This window comes from Streptomyces sp. NBC_00459, assembly GCF_036013955.1.
Taxonomy (GTDB): Bacteria; Actinomycetota; Actinomycetes; order Streptomycetales; family Streptomycetaceae; genus Streptomyces.
Genome location: NZ_CP107903.1, coordinates 2,238,531 through 2,256,381, shown reverse-complemented (window position 1 = coordinate 2,256,381; position 17,851 = coordinate 2,238,531). Strand labels below are relative to the sequence as shown.

The following is a 17,851-nucleotide window of genomic DNA, read 5'->3' as shown; positions in this document are numbered from 1 at the left end:
TACGTTCATGCAGGGGACGACAGCGCTTTTGCATCGTAACCCGGGCCACTGACAGCCAAGTCGCTATGTGACGTACACCTCTATTTTGCCCGATATGTGACTATTTACTCCGATCGGAACGTCTCAGCCGGCGTCGGCGTCCGCGTCCCCGATGCCCATGACGGTGAGGTGGGCGCGGTCGAGGGTGGTGTCCTCCAGGCAGCCGCGCAGCCGCAGGCGGTCGTGGTCGGTGAGTGCGGGCCGGACCACGCCGGCGAAGATGCCGTCACCGAGGTCTCCGAGGGTCGCGCGGCCGAGCGGCACGGACGTGGAGTCCCGGCACTGTTCCCAGACCTGGCGCGCGGCGAGGGAGCGCCGCTCGTCCGAGACGAGGCTGCCACTGCCACGCAGGTCGACCCGGACCAGGACGGAGGTCGCCGCGCTGTCGTTCGCCTCCTCCTCGCGGGTCTCGGTGAGGTCGGCGAGCCCGACGACGAGCGCGCCGAGCAGTACGACCCCGACCGTGCCGACGGCTGTCGCCCGGGCGGCCCGGCCCGGTGAGTGTCCGCCGCCCGCCGGGGGCAGGTCCTCCAGGTCGGCGTCGGCGGCCGGATCGGGCGCGGCCAGGACGGCCAGCCGTCCGGCGAGGCGTCGCTCGGCGGGCTTGGCGGTGACCGACGCGATCCGCTGCACCACCCAGGCGAGCCCGGACAGCAGTACACCGGTGACCATGAGTACGGGCACAAAGACGAACGTACGTTCGGCTGGCTCGTCCAGCCAGCGGAACCGCCCGGCGCCCTGGCGCACCGGCGCCTCCCGCAGCCGGGCCAGGACGTCCTGCTGGCTCCGGCCGCTCTCGCGCACCTGGTCCTGGGTCTCGCGCACCTGCTCCTCGATCCGCGAGAGCCGCCCGATCAGCGTGATCCCGAGCAGCATCACCTCGACGACGAGCAGCAGCACACCGCACAGGACGGCCCGCTGCCACTGCCACCGGTAGAGATAGATGACGACGTAGCTGCCCGCCCCGGCGGCGGCCAGCCAGCCGAATACGTAGGCGATGCGCCTCATCGTCCGGCCTCCGTTCCGGTCTCGTCCCCGGTGCGTACGTCGCCGGTGGTGCCGTCAACGGTGAGGTGCGTGCCCGGCGGGAACCGGTTCACGGCGTCTGTCGCGCCCACGACCGTGGGCAGCCCGAACTCCCTTGCCAGTACGGCGAGATGGGACAGCGGACTGCCGGTCTGAGCGACCAGGCCGGTGAGCCCGGGCAGCAGCGGGGCGAGGGCGGGGTCGAGTGTGCGGACGACGAGCACCGCGTCCGGCGGCGGTGTGCCGGTGCCGTCCCAGACGGTCCCGGCGGCCCGTCGGCCGGACACGCCCCGGCCGCCCTCGCCCGCCGGGCCGGCGCTCCGCTCGGGGACCACGGTCCCGTCCTCGGCGACCCGGAAGGCGTCCGGCAGTGGGGCGGACACGGGCAGCGGCAGCCTCTCCCGCACGTCCGCGGGCAGCGGCCCGCCCTCCAGCGCGGTCATGAACTCCGGCCACCGCAGCAGCCCGACCCGTGCACCGTCGTCCAGCCCTCCGCGCACGACCAGCCTGCGCGCCCCCTCCCGCACGAGCCGCACCTGCAACTCCTGCACCCACCGGACGCGCAGCCGGAGCGCCTCACGCGGCGGGAGCGCGGGGACCGTCGTGGCGGGCCCGTCGACGGGTTGCCGGAACGGGCGTACGAAGGCGGCGGTCGCCGAGCGCCCGGGTTCGCCCGGGCCTCCTGGACGGCCTCCCGCGCGCGGGGCGCTGCCCGTGCTGTCGGAGCCGCCCTCCTGTGCCGACGTCGGCGCCGATGGCGGAAGCCGGATCCGTCCGCGCAGGCTCGGCGCCGTCAGGGCCAGGACCACCGGCTCGGCGGTCACGACGTGCTCGTCGGGCAGCCCCTGGGCGCGGGCGTCCGCGAGCGCGGTGAGGGCGGCACCGGCCGCCGTACGGCTGTTGCCGCCGGCCCTGTTCGCCGGGCTCTCGTGCAGCAGCGCACCGGCCAGCGACTCCTGGGCGTGCAGCGCGACCAACGTCGTACGCGTCCAGCGCAGCGTGGACGCCAGTCCGGCCGAAGGGATGTCGGCGGGCGGCGGGGTCTCGGCCAGGCGGCGGTCGACGTCCGCCACCAGGTCGAGGGCGAGTCCGGGCAGCGCCGAGGCCAGCCGTCCCGTCCGCCAGGCCGCGGCGAGTCGGCGTCCGCCCGGCGCCGGGTTGAGCAGCGCGAGCCAGCGGTGCCGCGGCGGGACGGCGCCGAGCAGCAGCAGGTCGGCGGCGGCCCGTCCGCCGACCGCCGTGACCACCGGCACGGCACGCAGCCGGCGCCGGGGCGCGGTGCCGCCGATGTCGAGCGCGGCGGCGAGCCCGCGGGCCATCGGGGTCACCCACAGGTCCTCTTCCAGGGGCTCCAGCTGGTCCGGCAGGCTCTCCGCGACCGGGCCGGGACCCAGCAGCCGTGCTCCGCGCGGCGGCCGGGCGGCCATCGCGGTGATCGGCCGGCTCTGGAACAGCCACAGTCGCCCGTGGTCGTCGAACCCGAACTCGATGTCCTGCGGCCCGTCGAACACCTCGCGGGCACGCCGCGCGAGGCGGGCCAGCCGACGCAGCTCGAAGGCGCCGAGGAGCGGCTCGGCGTCCGCCGGTTCCGTGCGCAGCATGCGGCCCCGGAGGCTCAACCAGTAGTCGGTTCCGGCCTGTTCGCCGCTGACCAGGCTGTCCGGGCCGCCGCGTACCGCGCTCACCAGCATCCGGTCCGCGCGCCCCTCGACGGGATCGGCGCCGAACATCACCCCTCCCACGCGCGCGGTCAGCATCGGCTGGACCAGCACCGCCATCGGCGCGGGGGACTCACCGGGCCGGTGAGCGGAGTCGAGCACGGTCCGTACCGCCTTACGGAAGTCGGCCCAGCCGCGTACGTCGAGCACGGAGACGAATCGGCCCGCCAGGGAGGACTCCTGGGTGTCCTCCTGCGGTGAGGACGACCGGACGACGAGCGGGCGCTCGCCGCCCTCGGAGAGCGTCTCCCAGGCCTGGCGCAGGGCGGGCCGGCTGTCGAACAGGCCGTCACCCGAAGCGTGGGGCTCGGAGCCGGGAGCGGGGTGCGTGATGACGAATCCGGGCAGTACCGGCAGTCCGGCGCCGGCCGCGCGAGCGAGGTTCGCGGCCTTGGAACCGGCGATCAGAGGGCGGGCGGCGGCGGGCTGGTCCAGCGGGACGGCTTCCCGGCCGTGGGCCCCGACCGCGTCGCGGCTGTCTGCCGCGACAGCGTTCAGGACCGACCCGCCGCGGGGGTCGTCCCCGTCGCGGGCGCCTTCTCCGTGACGTTCGTCCAGCGTCGTCATAGGACACCCTCCAGGACCGGCCGCCAACAGGGGGGACGCGTAGGGTTGGCCCTGCGCCTGACGGCGGAACGAAGGATCGGCGGCGGGCCAGTGGGACCCGTCTCCTGTGCTCAATGATCCCACCGCAGGCCGCGTTCCACCCGGCCGGAAGCCGATTTCCGGCAAGGCGTGAACAACGTCACCCAGAGCAACCATGTGCTGGCCGTTCGCGTTGTCGACGCTCCCTCACTCCGGCGGAAGTGCCTGGCAGAGCGCCTCCAGTGCCGCACCGTAGGCGTGCTCGGAGGGTGCCGCGTACCCGACGACGAGCCCGTCGAGCGTGATCGAACCCCGGCCGTCGGGCGGGGCGCTTTCCGGCTCGTGGAACTCTGGGTGCCGGAACTCCGGATGCCGGAACTCCGCGAGCCCGTCGAGGGCGATTCCCCGCCAGGCCGCCGCCTTCACCGCAGACCGCTCCGTCCCGGGCGGCAGCCGCAGCACCGCGTGCAGGCCGGCCGCGACTCCGGTGACCTCGACATGCGGCGCGTGCTCGGCGAGGGCGGCGATCAGCCGGTCACGGCGGCGCCGGTACCGCTGCCGCATCCGCCGCACATGACGGTCGTACGATCCCGATCCGAGGAAGTCGGCGAGCGCCAGCTGATCGAGCCCGCTCGTCCACGCCTCCCGCTCGCCCTTCAGCGCGAGCACCGGCTCCACGTACCGCTCCGGAAGCACCATCCAGCCCAGCCGCAGCGCGGGGGACAGGCTCTTGCTCACCGAACCGAGGTGGATCACCCGCTCCGGGTCCAGCCCCTGCAGGGCGCCGACGGGCCGGCGGTCGTAACGGAACTCCCCGTCGTAGTCGTCCTCCAGGATCAGCCCGCCACGCGTGCGTGCCCAGTCGATCGCCGCCGCACGGCGCTCGGGGTGCAGCGGACCGCCGGTGGGGAACTGGTGCGCGGGTGTGAGCAATACGGCCCGCTCCCGGTCGAGCAGACCGACCCGCGCACCGTCCTCGTCGAGGGGCAGCGGCACGGTCCGAACCCCGGCCGCGGCCAGCAGCTGCCGGTGGAAGCCGAGTCCGTAAGCCTCCACGGCCAGCGGCCCGCGCAGTACGGCATCGGCGCCCCCACTGCCGCTCCGGCCGCCGAAGAGGAGCCGCAGGGCGTGTGCGAAGCCCGAGCAGATGACGATGCGGGAGGGCTCGGTACGCACGCCACGCGCGCGTGCCAGGTACTCCGCCAGCGCCTCCCGCAGTTCGACCCGGCCGGCCGGGTCACCGGGCCCGAACGCCTCGTTCGGCGCCTGTTGGAGCGCCCGCCGGTACGAGGCCAGCCAGGCGGAACGCGGGAACTCCGACGCGTCCGGCTTGCCCTGGCGGAGGTCGTGCCGTGGCCCACGCGCGCGTGGAGGTGCCTTTACGGGCACGCGGGAAGCCGCCCTGACAGGTTCGGCGCGTTCCGCGACCCGGGTGCCCGACCCCTGGCGGGCGGCCAGCCAGCCCTCGGCCACGAGTTCGGCGTACGCGTCGGCCACCGTGTTGCGGGCCACGCCGAGGTCGGCGGCGAGGGAACGGTACGGCGGCAACAGGGTGCCGGGGGCGAGCCGGCCACTGCGGACGGCGTCCCGCAGAGCACGGATCAGCGCGGCCCGCCGCCCGCCCGGCCCCGACAGTTCCAGATGCAGGTCGGCGCCGATGCGCTCCGCGGAATTGACCCATGTTTGTGCCATGGAAATGAACCCTACAGCCGGTCTTTCCGGCCCGTAGATTCATGGTCATGACGACGAACACGAACACCACGAACGCGACGACCGCCCACTCCGCCGGGGTCACCGAAACCCCTCGCCTGAACCTCGCGAAGACGGCGCCGAAGGTCTTCCGCGCCCTCGTCGGCTTCGACGCGGCGGCCCGCGAGGGCCTCGACCCGGCACTGGTCGAACTGATCCAGATCCGCGCTTCGCACCTCAACCACTGCGCGTACTGCCTCCACATGCACACCAACGACGCGCGAAAGGCGGGCGAGAGCGAGGACCGGCTGCACCTGGTCGCGGTGTGGCGCGAGGCCCGCAACTTCTACACCCCGAGGGAACAGGCGGCGCTGGCACTCACGGAAGCGGTCACCCTGGTGGCCGACGCCGGCGTCCCGGACGACGTCTACACCGAGGCCGCGGCCCACTTCGACGAGCGGGAACTGGCCCACGTCCTGTCCCTGATCCTCGCGATCAACACCTGGAACAGGGTGGCCCTGGCGACCCGCAAGGTGGCGGGCACGGACGAGCGCTGACCCGCGCTCTGCCGGGTCCGGGGCCGGGGCACGGGCTGGGACAGGGGCGGGGGCAGGGAGGTCACACGGTCATCGGGCGGTCGTACGGCCCTATGGGCGCCGGCAACTGTGTGGCGCCCGTCAGCCGGCGGTCCACGGCCGCCGCGACCGCCCGCCCCTCCGCGATCGCCCACACGATCAGCGACTGCCCGCGGGCCGCGTCCCCCGCCGCGTACACACCCGGCACGTTCGTCGCGAAGTCCGCGTCGCGGGCGATCGTGCCGCGCGGGTCGAGAGCGAGCCCGAGCTGGTCGACCAGACCGTCCTCACGGTCGGGCCCGGAGAAGCCGAGGGCCAGCAGCACGAGGTCGGCGGGGAGCGTCCGCCCGGATCCGGGCAGCGGACGGCGCTCCGCATCGACCTCGACGAGGTGCAGCGCCCGTACGTGCCCGTCCGCGTCGCCCGAGAAGTGGAGCGTGGACGCCGCGAAGAGCCGCGCGTCGGCGTCGGCGGCGGGCGCCGACTCCAGGTCACGGGCCTCCTCGTGCGCGGCCGACAGCCGGTAGATCTTCGGGTACGTCGGCCAGGGGTCGGAGTCCTCGTCGCGCTCCGCGTCCGGCTGGGCGTAGATGTCCAACTGGGTGACGGAGGCGGCCCCTTCACGCACCGCGGTGCCCAGACAGTCGGCCCCCGTGTCACCGCCGCCGACGATGACGACGTGCTTCCCGGCCGCGGACATCGGGGACACCGCCAGATCCCCCTGGCACACCCGGTTGGCCAGCGGCAGATACTCCATCGCCTGATGAATGCCGACCAACTCCCGCCCGGGAAGCGGCAGTTCACGCCATGCTGTGGCCCCTACGGCCAGCACCACGGCGTCGTAGCGCGCCCGCAGCTCGGCGGCCCCGACATCCCGCCCGACGGCGGTCGACGTACGGAACTTGGTCCCCTCGGCCCGCATCTGCTCGATGCGCCGCTCCAGATGGTGCTTCTCCATCTTGAACCCGGGGATGCCGTACCGCATCAGTCCGCCGAGCCGGTCGTCCTTCTCGTACACGGCGACGGTGTGTCCGGCCCGGGTCAGCTGCTGGGCGGCGGCGAGCCCGGTGGGCCCCGACCCGATCACCGCGACCGTACGCCCCGACAGACGGTCCGGCGGTCTCGGCGGCGCGAACCCTTCCGACCATGCCCGGTCGGCGACGGCCACCTCGACGTTCTTGATGGTCACCGCGGGCTGGTTGATGGCCAGTACACAGCCCGCCTCGCACGGCGCAGGGCACAACCTGCCGGTGAACTCGGGGAAGTTGTTCGTGGCGTGCAGCCGGTCGCTCGCCGCGCGCCAGTCCTCCCGGGAGACCAGGTCGTTCCACTCGGGGATCAGATTCCCCAGCGGACAGGCCTCGTGGCAGAACGGGACACCGCAGTCCATGCAGCGGCCGGCCTGTTTGCTGACGATGGGGAGCAGCGCCCCCGGGACGTAGACCTCGTCCCAGTCACGGACCCGCTCCTCGACGGGCCTGCGCGGCCAGCTCTGGCGTGCTGTGGTGAGAAAACCCTTGGGATCGCCCATGACCGTGTCCTCGCCGTCTTCCCTGCGTACGCATGACGGGGCCGTGCGTCATCGGGCGGCACTCTCCTTCGGCCACGATACGACTCATCGACCAGGCATGCCGAGCGGGTCGGCGGCTCAGGCGACGGCCAGGACGTACAGCACCGAGGCGGCCCCTGAAGCGACCGTGCGTATGTGGTTCCACAGTGTCCACTCGCGCACGTACACGGGCCAGTAGGCGGCAGCCTCCGCCGTCCCCGGCTCCAGCTTCGCCAGCGCGTCGTTGCGCGGGACGTTCGCCCCCATCGTGAGCCCGAACGAGCCGAACAGATACAGCGCGCTGCCCACCAGCAGCTCCACCGCACCCTCGTCCGGCCACACGACGAACGTGACCACGACGGTCACCAGACACAGGGCGGCCGACCCGACGAACACGAGCATGAAGGGCGGATTCACCGCGGTCACGTTGATCGCCCGCATCGCGGCGGCCCCCTGCTCGGGCGGCAGTGCGGCGAGCCCCCTCATCACGAAGGTCGAGAACCCGCAGAAGACCCCGGCCACCAGCCCGGTACCGAGCACGCCCAGCACCACGAGCACGAAGTACGCACCATCGATCATGCCGACTCCCCGGTCGATCCCCATCCGTCCCCACCAGTGAACCTCCTGCCACTGACAACGCCCATCGCCGAACGACGCGGCACCATACGCGAGCGTCCAGAGACGGCAGCGGCACAGCGCGCGACCACGTCACGGGGCCTGCCGCCACGCTCACACCGACTCGGCCCCCGCCCCCGCCCCCGTCGTCCATTCCCTGAGTCTCGCGTCGACGGCGCCTGCGATCCGCCGCCGAGCCTCGTGCCGCGCGACCCCGCTCATCAGCAACCGGTCGTACGACGTGTCCACATGCCGTACGGCCGCCACGACCGCCGAGATCACCGCTCCCTCGGACAACGCACGCCCCGCCGCACTCCGCCCCACACGCCCACTGCCACGCACCGAGGCGTGTGCGGCGATCGCCTCCGCCCGACCCGCAGGGCACCCGGGAAACAGCCGGTGGATCTCCCGCGCGAACGCCGCCGTGAACCGCAGATCCTCCGCGGCCCGCCGCCGCGCGTCCCGCGTCCGACGCCGCCGTCGTGCCTCGGCGTCCGCCAGGCACCGCTCCTCGGCCCGGGCGAGCCCCGCCTCCTCGACCAGAACGCCCTGTCGCTCGTACCGCCCCTGCCGCCGGTTGAAGCGCACGACCACCGCCGACAGCCCGCTCTCCTCCCGCGACCTGCGCGTCAACGCGGTGTCGCCCCGGGGCAGGAACACCAGATGCCCGAGATCGGCACAGTCAAGACACCGAGGCGCTCCCTCCTCCACTACGAGCAGTGTCAACGGCCCCTGTCGGCACTCGGCACAGTGCCGCCGCCTGAGCGGCTGCACGACGAGAAGTCCGTTGTGGATCGGGGAGGTTGCGCGATCTGTCACAGGTGCTTGATTCCCATCGGTGACCTGGAATCCCCGGACGGGCCCCACCTCCTCCAAGTCGGCGGCCCCCGGAACGACATCCACCTCTACCCCTCCTTCCCTTACTCCCACGAGCCCGCTCCTCGCCGTCGACGGCCACCCGGCATCATGGGCCGTGTGCGACTGGAACCGATCACCTGGGACCGCCTCGGCGACCTCCTCGCCGAACGAGTGCTCGACCTGAAGCCGGACGACGGCAGCCCCTGGCCACGTATCGCCTTCGACGGAGCTCCCGCGGCCCGCCCGGGAGACCTCGCCGAACGTGTGGCCGAGGCGCTGCGCGTACGAGGCCGGCCCTCGCTCGCCATCGGCACCGCTGGCTTCCTGCGTCCCGCCTCTCTCCGGCTGGAGTACGGCCACGAGGACGTGGAGGCCTACTACAACGGCTGGGTCGACACCGGCGCCCTCTGGCGCGAGGTCTTCGGCCCCCTCGAACCCGGTGGCGACGGCCGCGTCCTGCCCGATCTGCGCGACCCGCTCACCGACCGCTCCACCCGCAGTCCCTACGTCCAACTCCCGCCCGGCTGCCTCCTCCTGCTGCACGGCCCCTTCCTGCTGGGCCACTGGTTCCCGTTCGACCTGACCGTCCACGTCCTGCTCTCCCCGGCGGCCCTGCGTCGCCGTACCCCCGAGGCCGAGCACTGGACCCTCCCCGCCTTCGACCGATACGAGAGCGAGACGGACCCCGCCACCACGGCCGACGTCCTGATACGCGCGGACGACCCGCGTCACCCGGCGTGGCGAGGCTGACCCGGTACTTGGCGCGGCCCCCGAAAACCGCGGACTTCCGGGTGCGCATCCGCGGGAGCGCGGCGAGAATGTAGGGCGCCGGGACTAGCGGTGCCCTCCGTGCCGCGCCGGCCGTCCGGCACCGGGAGGTACTTCATGACCACCGCCGGAGACATCATGCATCGCGGCGCCCAGTGGATTCCCGCCCACGAGACACTCGATCGGGCCGCCCAGATGATGCGCGAGCTCAACGTGGGCGCCCTGCCCATCAGCGACGAGAACGAACGCCTCTGCGGCATCCTCACGGACCGCGACATCGTCGTCGGCTGTGTGGCCATGGGCCACGATCCGGCAAAGGTCACCGCAGGAGAGATGGCACAGGGAACCCCGCGCTGGATCGACGCCGGCGCCGATGTCAGCGAAGTGCTCGAAGAGATGAAGGACCACCAGATCCGCCGGCTTCCGGTGATCGAGAACAAGCGTCTGGTCGGCATGATCAGCGAGGCCGACCTGGCCCAGCACCTCACGGACGACCAGATCGCGTCCTGGGCCGAGAGCGTCTACGCCAGGACCACGATGCGCTGACCCGGCACCCCGTCACCCACCCTCGTCCGGCCGCCGCGCCGGGCGAGGAGTGTGCCGGGGCCGGCCGCGTCAGAGCCAGCCGTTGCGCCGGAAGCTCCGGTACAGCGTCAGACAGGCGACGGATATCAGACCGATGACCAGCGGATAGCCGAACTGCCAACGCAGCTCCGGCATGTGATCGAAGTTCATGCCGTAGACACCGCAGACCATCGTCGGTACGGCGATCACCGCAGCCCACGCCGTGATCCTGCGCATGTCCTCGTTCTGCGCCACCGTGACCTGCGCGAGGTGCGCCTGCAGAATCGAGTTGAGCAGCTCGTCGAACGCCGCGATCTGCTCCGTGGCCCGGATCTGATGGTCGGAGACGTCCCGGAAGTAGGCCTGTATCTCCGGGTCGATCACCCGTATCGGCCGTGTCGCCAGTTCCTGCAGCGGTCGGTGCAGTGGAGCCACGGCCCGCTTCAGCTCCAGGAGTTCACGCTTGAGCTGGTAGATCCGGCCGGGGTCGGCCCGCGCGCCGTTCGTCGCGAACACATCCGTCTCGACCTGGTCGATGTCCGCCTGTACCGCGTCCGTGACGTGCAGATAGTCGTCGACCACATGGTCCGCGATCGCGTGCAGCACGGCCGCAGGGCCCTTGGCGAGCTGCTGGGGATCGGCCTCCAGGCCCTCGCGCAGCGGGCCCAGCGAACCGTGCCGACCATGTCGTACCGTGATCACGAAGTCCCGGCCGACGAAGACCATGATCTCGCCGGTGTTCACCACCTCGCTGGTCGCCGTCAGTTCGGTGTGCTCGACGTAGCAGACCGTCTTGAACACCGCGAACAGGGTTTCGCCGTACCGTTCCAGTTTCGGGCGCTGGTGGGCGTCTACCGCGTCCTCGACCGCGAGCGGGTGCAGGTCGAAGAGCTGGGCGATGCCCGCGAACTCCTGGTCCGTCGGCTCGTGGAGGCCGAGCCAGACGAAGCCCTCGTCGCTCTTGCGGACCCGCCGCACGGCATCGACCAGATCCCGGCCGGCCGGGATCCGTACGCCGTCCTCGTAGGCCACACAGTTCACGACCGCGGAGCCCAGTGGTGACCGGGCATGGTGACTCAGGTCGACACGCGGGCGCCGCCGTGCCAGCCGTGCCACCTTGCGGAGACCGCCGACCCTGCCGAGGCCGGTGACCTTCCGCAGATTCCCTGCCATGGACATCTGGACCCCCTCGCGTTGATCTCCTCGTGCCGCACTGTCCGCACCATGTGCCTGGCTCGCCAGTTTGCCAGCCCTTCGCGAACGCCGTAGGAGCCTGTGGGAACGGAACGTTCCGCTTCGTTTCCGTCGGCCGGCTTCCGCGGTCGGCACGATCACCGGCCATCTCGTCGTGCGGGAGCGTCGACCCGACCGAACAAAGGGGATGACTGGGATGATCTCGCCATGACGCGAACCGACGGGTATCTCCTCGACAACCGGCAGACCGAGGCGGGACAACGCTTCGACGCCTTCGCCGCCCTTTTCGATCCCACGACCTTCCGGCACCTCGAAGGGTTCGGCGTGGGCCCCGGCTGGCGCTGCTGGGAGGCCGGTGTCGGCGGCACCTCGGTGGTCTCCTGGCTGGCCAAGAAGGTCGGCCCGACCGGGAAGGTCCTCGCGACCGACCTCGACACCTCGTGGGTGGCCCCGGCAGCCCGCCCGCCGGTCGAGGTACGCGTCCACGACGTCGGCGTCGACGAGCCGCCGGGGGAGGGGTTCGACCTGGTGCACGCCCGGCTCGTCCTCGTCCATGTGCCGGACCGGGAACGGGCGTTGCGCTCGATGATCAAGTCGCTGCGCCCCGGTGGACGGCTCCTGGTCGAGGACGCCGATCCCGCTCTGCAACCCCTGCTCTGCCCCGACGAGTACGGCCCCGAGCAGCAGCTCGCCAACCGGCTGCGCCACAGTTTCCGCCAACTGCTCGCGGACAGCGGCGCCGACCTGGCGTACGGCCGCAAGCTCCCGCGGCTGCTGCGCGAGGCGGGCCTGCGCAACGTACAGGCCGACGCGTACTTCCCCGTCACCGCGCCCGCCTGCGCCGCGCTGGAGAACGCGACGATCCGTCAGATCCGGGAGCGGCTCGTCGCCGGGGGCCACGCCACGGACCAGGAGATCGACCGACACCTGGCCAACGTCGCCGCGGGCGGGATGGACCTGGCCACGGCACCGATGATCTCTGCCTGGGGACGCAAGGGATAGCAGACGGTGAAGGCAGCCGGGGCCTGATCACCGTCTCCTCAGCCGAGAACCGGCGGCCTCCCGCCCACCCGCTCCACAGCACGTGCGCCCGCCCGGCATCCCTCCGCCGCCGCGTCCTCGGGTGCGGCGCCCGTCAGCAGGGCGGCGAGGAACGCGCCGGTGAAGGCATCGCCGGCGCCCGTCGTGTCCCTCGGTGTCGCGGGCACGGCCGGGACACGGGCACACACGGTCCCCGACCGGGCCACCAGCGCGCCTTCGGCGCCGTGCTTCGCGACCACCAACGGGACGTGGCGGCTCAGTTTGGCCGCCGCGTCCGCCGGGTCGGGCAACCCGGTGAGCAGACAGGCCTCGTCACGGCTCGGCAGCAGGACGTCCACTCCGGACACGAGATCCAGGAAGCGGTCGACACCCAGCTCGACGAGGAACCCCGCCGACGCCGGATCCAGGCTCACCGGCACGCCACGCGCGCGTGCCGACCGCAGCGCCACCGACACGAACGCCCGGCTCGGCGCCGAGAACAGCAGATAGCCCGAGAGATGCAGCCGTGCGACACCGTCGAGCAGTGCGTCCGACCAGTCGTCGGGGTCCAGCCGCAGCGAGGCGCCGCTCTGGGTCACCAACGTGCGCTCGGCCGCCGCGTCCGCGTCCACCAGGCAGATCACCGTCCCGGTCGGCGCCTCGGGATCGACGACGAGGCGTGGCCGTACCCCGCAGGCGGTCAGCTCGCGCTCGTGCCACTCGGCAGCGTCCGCGCCCACCCGTCCGAGCAGCCGCACCTCCGTGCGACCCCAATGCGCCGCCCAGCAGGCCACATTGGCGCCCGCACCGCCCGGCAGGGTCCGGATCGCGGCGGTCGTGTCGGTCCCCGGCGCGAGCGGACCCCGGTGCCGGGCGACGATGTCCGTGATGACGTCCCCGACGACGAGCAGCGCCCCGCCCTGCTCCGTCACGCCCCGGCCCAGGCCGCCGCGATCCGCCCAGCGAGCCGTACGTTCCCGCGGACCGCTGCCAGGTTGGCGCTCAGCGAGGCGCCGTCGGTGTGCCGCACCAGGTAGTCGAGCAGGAACGGCGTCACCGCCTGCCCGCTCACGCCCTGCTCCTCGCACGCCTGCAGCGCGTCGGCGAGCACGCGCGCGTGGAGCCCGGGATCCAGTTGCTGCTGCTCGGGCACCGGATTGGCGACGATGAACGCCGACTCGGGGGAATCGAGCGCGTCCTGGGCCCGCATCACGTCGGCGACCTGCTCCGGCGTGTGGAGTGTCCAGTCCACCGGATGGCCGGAGTCCGAAAGGTAGAAGCCGGGAAAGCTGCCGGTGCCGAAGCCGGCCACGGCGACCCCGAGGGTCTCCAGCCGCTGCAGGGTGGCCGGCACATCCAGGATCGACTTCACTCCCGCGCAGACGACCGTGATCCTGGTGCGCGCCAGCAGCCCGAGGTCGGCGGACTCGTCCTGGGTGACCGTCCACTCCCGATGCACCCCGCCGAGCCCACCCGTGGCGAACACCCGTACGCCGGCACGGGCGGCCAGCAGTGCGGTCGCCGACACCGTGGTCGCTCCGCTCGCCCCGGTGGCCACCGCGAGCGGCAGATCGCGGTGACCCAGCTTGCGGATCCCGTCCTCGTTCGCGACCCGTTCCAACTGTTCCTTGTCCAGGCCCACATGGGGCAGTCCGTCCAGCACGGCGATCGTGGCGGGGACGGCGCCCTCCTGCCGTACGACGTCCTCGAGTTCCAGCGCCACCTGCAGATTACGGGGGCGCGGCAGCCCGTGCGCGATGATCGTGGACTCCAGGGCCACCACGGGTCGACGCGCGTCGACCGCTTCCCGCACTTCTTCGGACACCACCAGCATCACGCGCCTGCTTCCTGTCGTTCGTTCTTCCCTCATGTTCTGGCGGGCGGCACGCCCGGTCAAACCCTTGCGGCCTGTGGCAGACGCCACCAGCCTGGGGTTCATGACGGACAACTCGGCACGTCTCGACCATGTCGTTCTCTGGGTGCGCGACCCGCTCGCCGCAGCCGACTTCTACGAGAAGACGGTCGGTATGGAGTCCCTGAGGATCACCGAGTTCACCGAGGGAACGGTGTCGTTCCCCTCCGTGCGCCTCAACGACGAGACCATCTTCGACCTCGCTCCCCACTCCCTGGCGGAGCGCATGAACATGCTCCCCGGGTCCGCCGACAGCGCGGGCCACCCCGTCAACCACGTGTGCCTGTCCCTGTCCGAGGACTCCTTCGACGCCCTGCGAACCCGCTTGCAGGAACAGGACGTCTCCGTCTCGGACTTCTCGTACGACTCCTACGGTGCCCGAGGGACGGCGAGGCGCAGTTTCTACTTCCGGGACCCTGACGGCAACGTCTTCGAGGCGCGGCACTACGCGTAGGACTCGCCGCCCCGGCTCCGTGGCTCAGCCGCCCGCCTTCGTGTCCCGGAGCCGCCGCAGGTCGCTGCGCGTGAACAACGCCAGCGCACCCACGGGTATCAGCAGGCACGCGGCGCCGAGATTCAGCCATCCGTAGCCCGCCTGGGCCATCACGAGCCCCGCGACCGCCCCACCCAGGCCCGCCGAGGCGTTCATGGCGAGGTCGGACAGCCCCTGTGCGGCGGCGCGCGCGGCCTCGGGTACGGAGTCCGTGAGCAGCGCTGATCCGGACACCAGCCCGGCCGACCAGCCCAGTCCCAGGACGAAGAGCCCCACCGCGGTACGGCCGTGACTGCCGTCGGCCGTGCCCGCGAGGAACGCCGCGCAGGCCAGCAGGCCCACGGCGAGACCGATGCCGGACAGCCGCCCGACCGCGTCGGACAGCCGCCCCATGAGCGGCGAGAACGCGTACATGCCCGCGATGTGGCCACTGATGACCAGCCCGATCAGTTCGATGCTCGCGCCGTGGTGCCCGAGCGCGACCGGGGTCATCGCCATGACCGAGACCATGGCCGTGTGGCACACGGTCACCGTCACGAGCGCGAGCCGGGCACGCGGCGAGGCCGCGACGGCGGCGAGACCCGCCCGCAGGGACCGGCCCTCGGCCGACCGCTTCTCCACCGGGGCCAGTGCGCGGGCGGTGAGCAGCGGATCGGGGCGCAACAGAACGCCCACCGTCACCGCCGCGACCAGGAAGATGCCGGCCGCCCAGAGAAAGGGGCCCGCCACCGTGGGTATCCCGAGTCCGGACACACTGCGCCCCGCGGGCGCGGCGATGTTCGGCCCGAGGACCGCCCCTATGGTGGCCGCCCACACGATGTTCGAGATGGCCCGGGCCCGTCGGTCCGCCTCGGCGAGATCGGCCGCCGCGAACCGCGCCCCCAGATTCGCCGACGAGGCTGCGCCGAACCCGGCCATGCCGCACAGCAGCAGCGGGAAACTGTCGATGACCGCCGCGAACACGACGACGCCCGCACCCAGGGCACCGACGAGATACCCGAGGACCAGCCCGGGGCGCCGCCCGCGCGCGGTCATCAGCGCCGCCAGCGGCAGCGACGCCACCGCCGTGCCCGTGACCATCGCGGTCGGCGCGAGCCCGGACAGCGACTCGGTACCGCCGATCCGCTGGGCCAGTACGGAAGAGAGCGCGACACCGGTGGCCACCCCGAGCCCGCCGAGGATCTGGCTGGCGACCAGCACACCGGAGACCCGGCGCCGCAGCGCGGTCAGTTGCTCGCCCGCCACGGGCACGCCGACGCCCCGCTCGACGGAAGTCATCGCGGTCCGCCCGCGTGGGCGAAGGATGTGGTCACCGGCGCGGTCCCCCCTGCTTCCGCACAGCGTTCCCCTACGGAGCCTCTTCCCGTACGGGACCGTCTCTTCGTACCGAGGTCTCCCTACTGATGAACCCTCGGGTCCCGCGGCTGAAACCCTCAGAACAGCGGTTCGGGCAGCACCCCTTCGAGCGCGAGCAGCTTCCGCTTCGTCTCCAGGCCGCCGCCGAAGCCACCGAGACCGCCGTCGCTCTCCACGACCCGATGGCACGGCACCACGACAGGCAGCGGGTTGGCGCCCATGGCCGCGCCGACCGCCTGAGCCGCGCCCGGCTGGCCGACCCGGCCGGCCAGGTCGCCGTACCCGACGACCGCGCCGTACGGCACGCCCGACGCGAGCTCGCGCAGCACCTGCCGGTTGAAACCGGAGATCAGGGACCAGTCGAGCGGCAGATCGAAATCGTGCAGCTCGCCCGCGAAGTACGCCACGAACTGGCGTATCGCCTCGGTCAGGAGCGGGGACCCGGGTGCCTCGACGGGCTCCGCGCCCAGCCGGGAGGCGAGGCGCTCGACAGTCTTCTCGCGCACCGGCTCCGTGGCATGGAACACCACGTTCACCAGGCCCTGGTCCGTCGCGGCCAGCAGGAGCGGGCCGATGTCGGTGCCGACCACCGCCCACACGACCCGCTGCCGGCTCTCCCGGTCCTGCCGCTCGTCCCGCCCATGGCTGTCCATGCGCCCCACCGTACGACCCGCCACTGACAATGCCCCGCGCGCGGTCCGGGCGGGCGGGGGCGGTCCGCAAGTGACAGCGGAGTGACAAGGGAGGGACAACGGGAGGACAACGGGAAAAGAGGTGCGACACAGACACAGATTGAAAGGAGTTGCCCGAGTCCGCACACTCCTGCCGCACAAGTGGGGCAAGGCCGTGTTTCTTTGCCGGAAAATCGTTCGACCCTTCCGGAGCCAGTCATACTCTCTGCCACGACCCTGACCGCCGGCCGGTTCTGGGGCAGGGGAGCATTTCGGAAAACTCCGGGACGCAACAGGGCGGAAGGGCAGCCGCGCATGCAGGGCACGGTCGACGGATTCAGCTACGGACTCGTCACACCGCTGGTGGCCTACCTCATGGCCTGCCTGGGCGGCGCGCTGGGCCTGCGCTGCACCACCAGATCGATGCTCGTCGCCCAGTCGTGGCGGCCGGGCTGGCTGGCGCTCGGCTCGGCCGCGATCGGCTCCGGCATATGGACCATGCACTTCGTCGCGATGATGGGGTTCACGGTCAAGGAGACCCCGATCAACTACGACATGCCGCTGACCTTCGCCAGCCTGGGCGTCGCCATCCTCATGGTCGGCATCGGGATCTTCATCGTCGGCTACCGGGGCGCGAGCGGGACGGCACTGTTCACCGGGGGCACCATCACGGGTCTCGGCATCGCCTCCATGCACTACCTGGGCATGGCCGGAATGCGCCTCAACGGGAAGCTGGAGTACAACACCTTCACCGTCGCCGCCTCCGTCGTGATAGCCGTCGTGGCCGCCACCGCCGCCCTGTGGGCGGCCGGGCAGATCCGTGGCTTCCTGTGGAGCGTCGGCGCCAGTCTCGTCATGGGACTCGCCGTCAGCGGCATGCACTACACGGGCATGGCCGCCCTGAGCGTCCACCTCCACACCGCGTCCGGCAGCCCGGAGGGAGACTCGCCCGCGGCCCTGCTCGCACCTCTGATGATCGGTCCGCTGGCCTTCCTCCTGCTGGCCGGAGCCGTCGTGATGTTCGACCCGCTGATGATCATGGGCAAGCCCGGGCATCGCCCCGCCGACAACAAGCCCGGCATCCCGGCCCACCCGCCCGTCCCGCACCCCGGCCGACGCCCCCCGCCGCGCCTCGGCCAGCGGCAGGGCCATCGCAGCTCCCGGACCCCGCAGAACCGGTGATCAGGACCCGTTGTCAGTGGGTGGCCGTACGGTGGAT

General features: G+C 72.1%; 17 protein-coding genes. 6 read left to right on the top strand and 11 right to left on the bottom strand.

What is annotated here, in order from left to right; genetic code table 11:
- Window positions 1-123: 123 nt before the first annotated feature.
- The 3 genes from OHN74_RS09840 to pdxR all read right to left on the bottom strand — a co-directional run bounded on the left by OHN74_RS09840 (window position 124) and on the right by pdxR (window position 5,060).
- On the bottom strand, window positions 124-1,047 hold the full coding sequence (locus tag OHN74_RS09840) for a hypothetical protein (protein ID WP_327694144.1): 924 nt from the start codon (window positions 1,045-1,047) through the stop codon (window positions 124-126).
- Window positions 1,044-3,350: a PEP/pyruvate-binding domain-containing protein gene (locus OHN74_RS09835; protein ID WP_327694143.1), complete on the bottom strand. Its 2,307-nt coding sequence runs from the start codon at window positions 3,348-3,350 to the stop codon at window positions 1,044-1,046. Before OHN74_RS09835 ends, OHN74_RS09840 begins: the two co-directional genes overlap by 4 nt.
- Before the next feature lie 225 nt (window positions 3,351-3,575).
- Window positions 3,576-5,060, bottom strand: coding sequence for a MocR-like pyridoxine biosynthesis transcription factor PdxR (gene pdxR, locus OHN74_RS09830; protein WP_327694142.1), 1,485 nt, complete (start codon window positions 5,058-5,060; stop codon window positions 3,576-3,578).
- 47 nt (window positions 5,061-5,107) lie between these two features.
- On the opposite strand from pdxR, the gene OHN74_RS09825 reads away from it, so the two are divergent.
- Entirely contained in the window at window positions 5,108-5,614 is a 507-nt protein-coding gene (locus OHN74_RS09825; RefSeq protein ID WP_327694141.1) for a carboxymuconolactone decarboxylase family protein, read from the top strand.
- A 61-nt stretch (window positions 5,615-5,675) separates the two neighbouring features.
- Here OHN74_RS09825 and OHN74_RS09820 read toward each other — a convergent pair whose 3' ends face one another.
- The 3 genes from OHN74_RS09820 to OHN74_RS09810 form a co-directional block, all read right to left on the bottom strand.
- Window positions 5,676-7,163 (bottom strand): glutamate synthase subunit beta, encoded by a 1,488-nt coding sequence (locus tag OHN74_RS09820; protein WP_327694140.1) that lies wholly within the window; start codon window positions 7,161-7,163, stop codon window positions 5,676-5,678.
- Window positions 7,164-7,280: 117 nt separating this feature from the next.
- On the bottom strand, window positions 7,281-7,760 hold the full coding sequence (locus OHN74_RS09815; RefSeq protein WP_327694139.1) for an anthrone oxygenase family protein: 480 nt from the start codon (window positions 7,758-7,760) through the stop codon (window positions 7,281-7,283).
- Window positions 7,761-7,910: 150 nt separating this feature from the next.
- Entirely contained in the window at window positions 7,911-8,615 is a 705-nt protein-coding gene (locus tag OHN74_RS09810; protein WP_327694138.1) for a DUF2293 domain-containing protein, read from the bottom strand.
- Between the two features lie 147 nt (window positions 8,616-8,762).
- On the opposite strand from OHN74_RS09810, the gene OHN74_RS09805 reads away from it, so the two are divergent.
- Both OHN74_RS09805 and OHN74_RS09800 read left to right on the top strand, forming a co-directional pair.
- Entirely contained in the window at window positions 8,763-9,404 is a 642-nt protein-coding gene (locus OHN74_RS09805) for a uridine kinase (RefSeq protein WP_327694137.1), read from the top strand.
- 135 nt (window positions 9,405-9,539) lie between these two features.
- Window positions 9,540-9,968, top strand: a complete 429-nt coding sequence (locus tag OHN74_RS09800) for a CBS domain-containing protein (protein ID WP_327694136.1) — start codon at window positions 9,540-9,542, stop codon at window positions 9,966-9,968.
- A gap of 69 nt (window positions 9,969-10,037) precedes the next feature.
- Here the strand turns inward: OHN74_RS09800 and OHN74_RS09795 are convergent, their stop codons facing one another.
- Window positions 10,038-11,165 (bottom strand): magnesium and cobalt transport protein CorA, encoded by a 1,128-nt coding sequence (locus OHN74_RS09795; protein ID WP_327694135.1) that lies wholly within the window; start codon window positions 11,163-11,165, stop codon window positions 10,038-10,040.
- A 222-nt stretch (window positions 11,166-11,387) separates the two neighbouring features.
- Here OHN74_RS09795 and OHN74_RS09790 point away from each other — a divergent pair, with 222 nt between their 5' ends.
- The gene (locus OHN74_RS09790) at window positions 11,388-12,182 is read left to right on the top strand and encodes a methyltransferase domain-containing protein (protein ID WP_327694134.1); all 795 of its coding nucleotides are present in this window, start codon (window positions 11,388-11,390) and stop codon (window positions 12,180-12,182) included.
- A gap of 38 nt (window positions 12,183-12,220) precedes the next feature.
- Here the strand turns inward: OHN74_RS09790 and OHN74_RS09785 are convergent, their stop codons facing one another.
- Both OHN74_RS09785 and OHN74_RS09780 read right to left on the bottom strand, forming a co-directional pair.
- Window positions 12,221-13,132 carry a carbohydrate kinase family protein gene (locus OHN74_RS09785; RefSeq protein ID WP_327694133.1) on the bottom strand — a complete coding sequence of 304 codons (912 nt, stop codon included), beginning with the start codon at window positions 13,130-13,132 and terminating at the stop codon, window positions 12,221-12,223.
- A complete protein-coding gene (locus OHN74_RS09780; RefSeq protein WP_327700058.1) occupies window positions 13,129-14,034 on the bottom strand; it encodes a pseudouridine-5'-phosphate glycosidase in 906 nt (301 codons plus the stop codon). The genes OHN74_RS09785 and OHN74_RS09780 overlap by 4 nt, the downstream gene beginning before the upstream one ends.
- A 103-nt stretch (window positions 14,035-14,137) precedes the next feature.
- Here OHN74_RS09780 and OHN74_RS09775 point away from each other — a divergent pair, with 103 nt between their 5' ends.
- On the top strand, window positions 14,138-14,566 hold the full coding sequence (locus OHN74_RS09775) for a VOC family protein (protein WP_327694132.1): 429 nt from the start codon (window positions 14,138-14,140) through the stop codon (window positions 14,564-14,566).
- A 24-nt stretch (window positions 14,567-14,590) separates the two neighbouring features.
- Here OHN74_RS09775 and OHN74_RS09770 read toward each other — a convergent pair whose 3' ends face one another.
- Window positions 14,591-15,883: an MFS transporter gene (locus OHN74_RS09770; protein WP_327694131.1), complete on the bottom strand. Its 1,293-nt coding sequence runs from the start codon at window positions 15,881-15,883 to the stop codon at window positions 14,591-14,593.
- Between the two features lie 155 nt (window positions 15,884-16,038).
- Entirely contained in the window at window positions 16,039-16,614 is a 576-nt protein-coding gene (locus tag OHN74_RS09765; RefSeq protein WP_327694130.1) for a methylated-DNA--[protein]-cysteine S-methyltransferase, read from the bottom strand.
- 333 nt (window positions 16,615-16,947) lie between these two features.
- On the opposite strand from OHN74_RS09765, the gene OHN74_RS09760 reads away from it, so the two are divergent.
- Window positions 16,948-17,814 carry an MHYT domain-containing protein gene (locus tag OHN74_RS09760; protein ID WP_327694129.1) on the top strand — a complete coding sequence of 289 codons (867 nt, stop codon included), beginning with the start codon at window positions 16,948-16,950 and terminating at the stop codon, window positions 17,812-17,814.
- Window positions 17,815-17,851 lie beyond the last annotated feature (37 nt).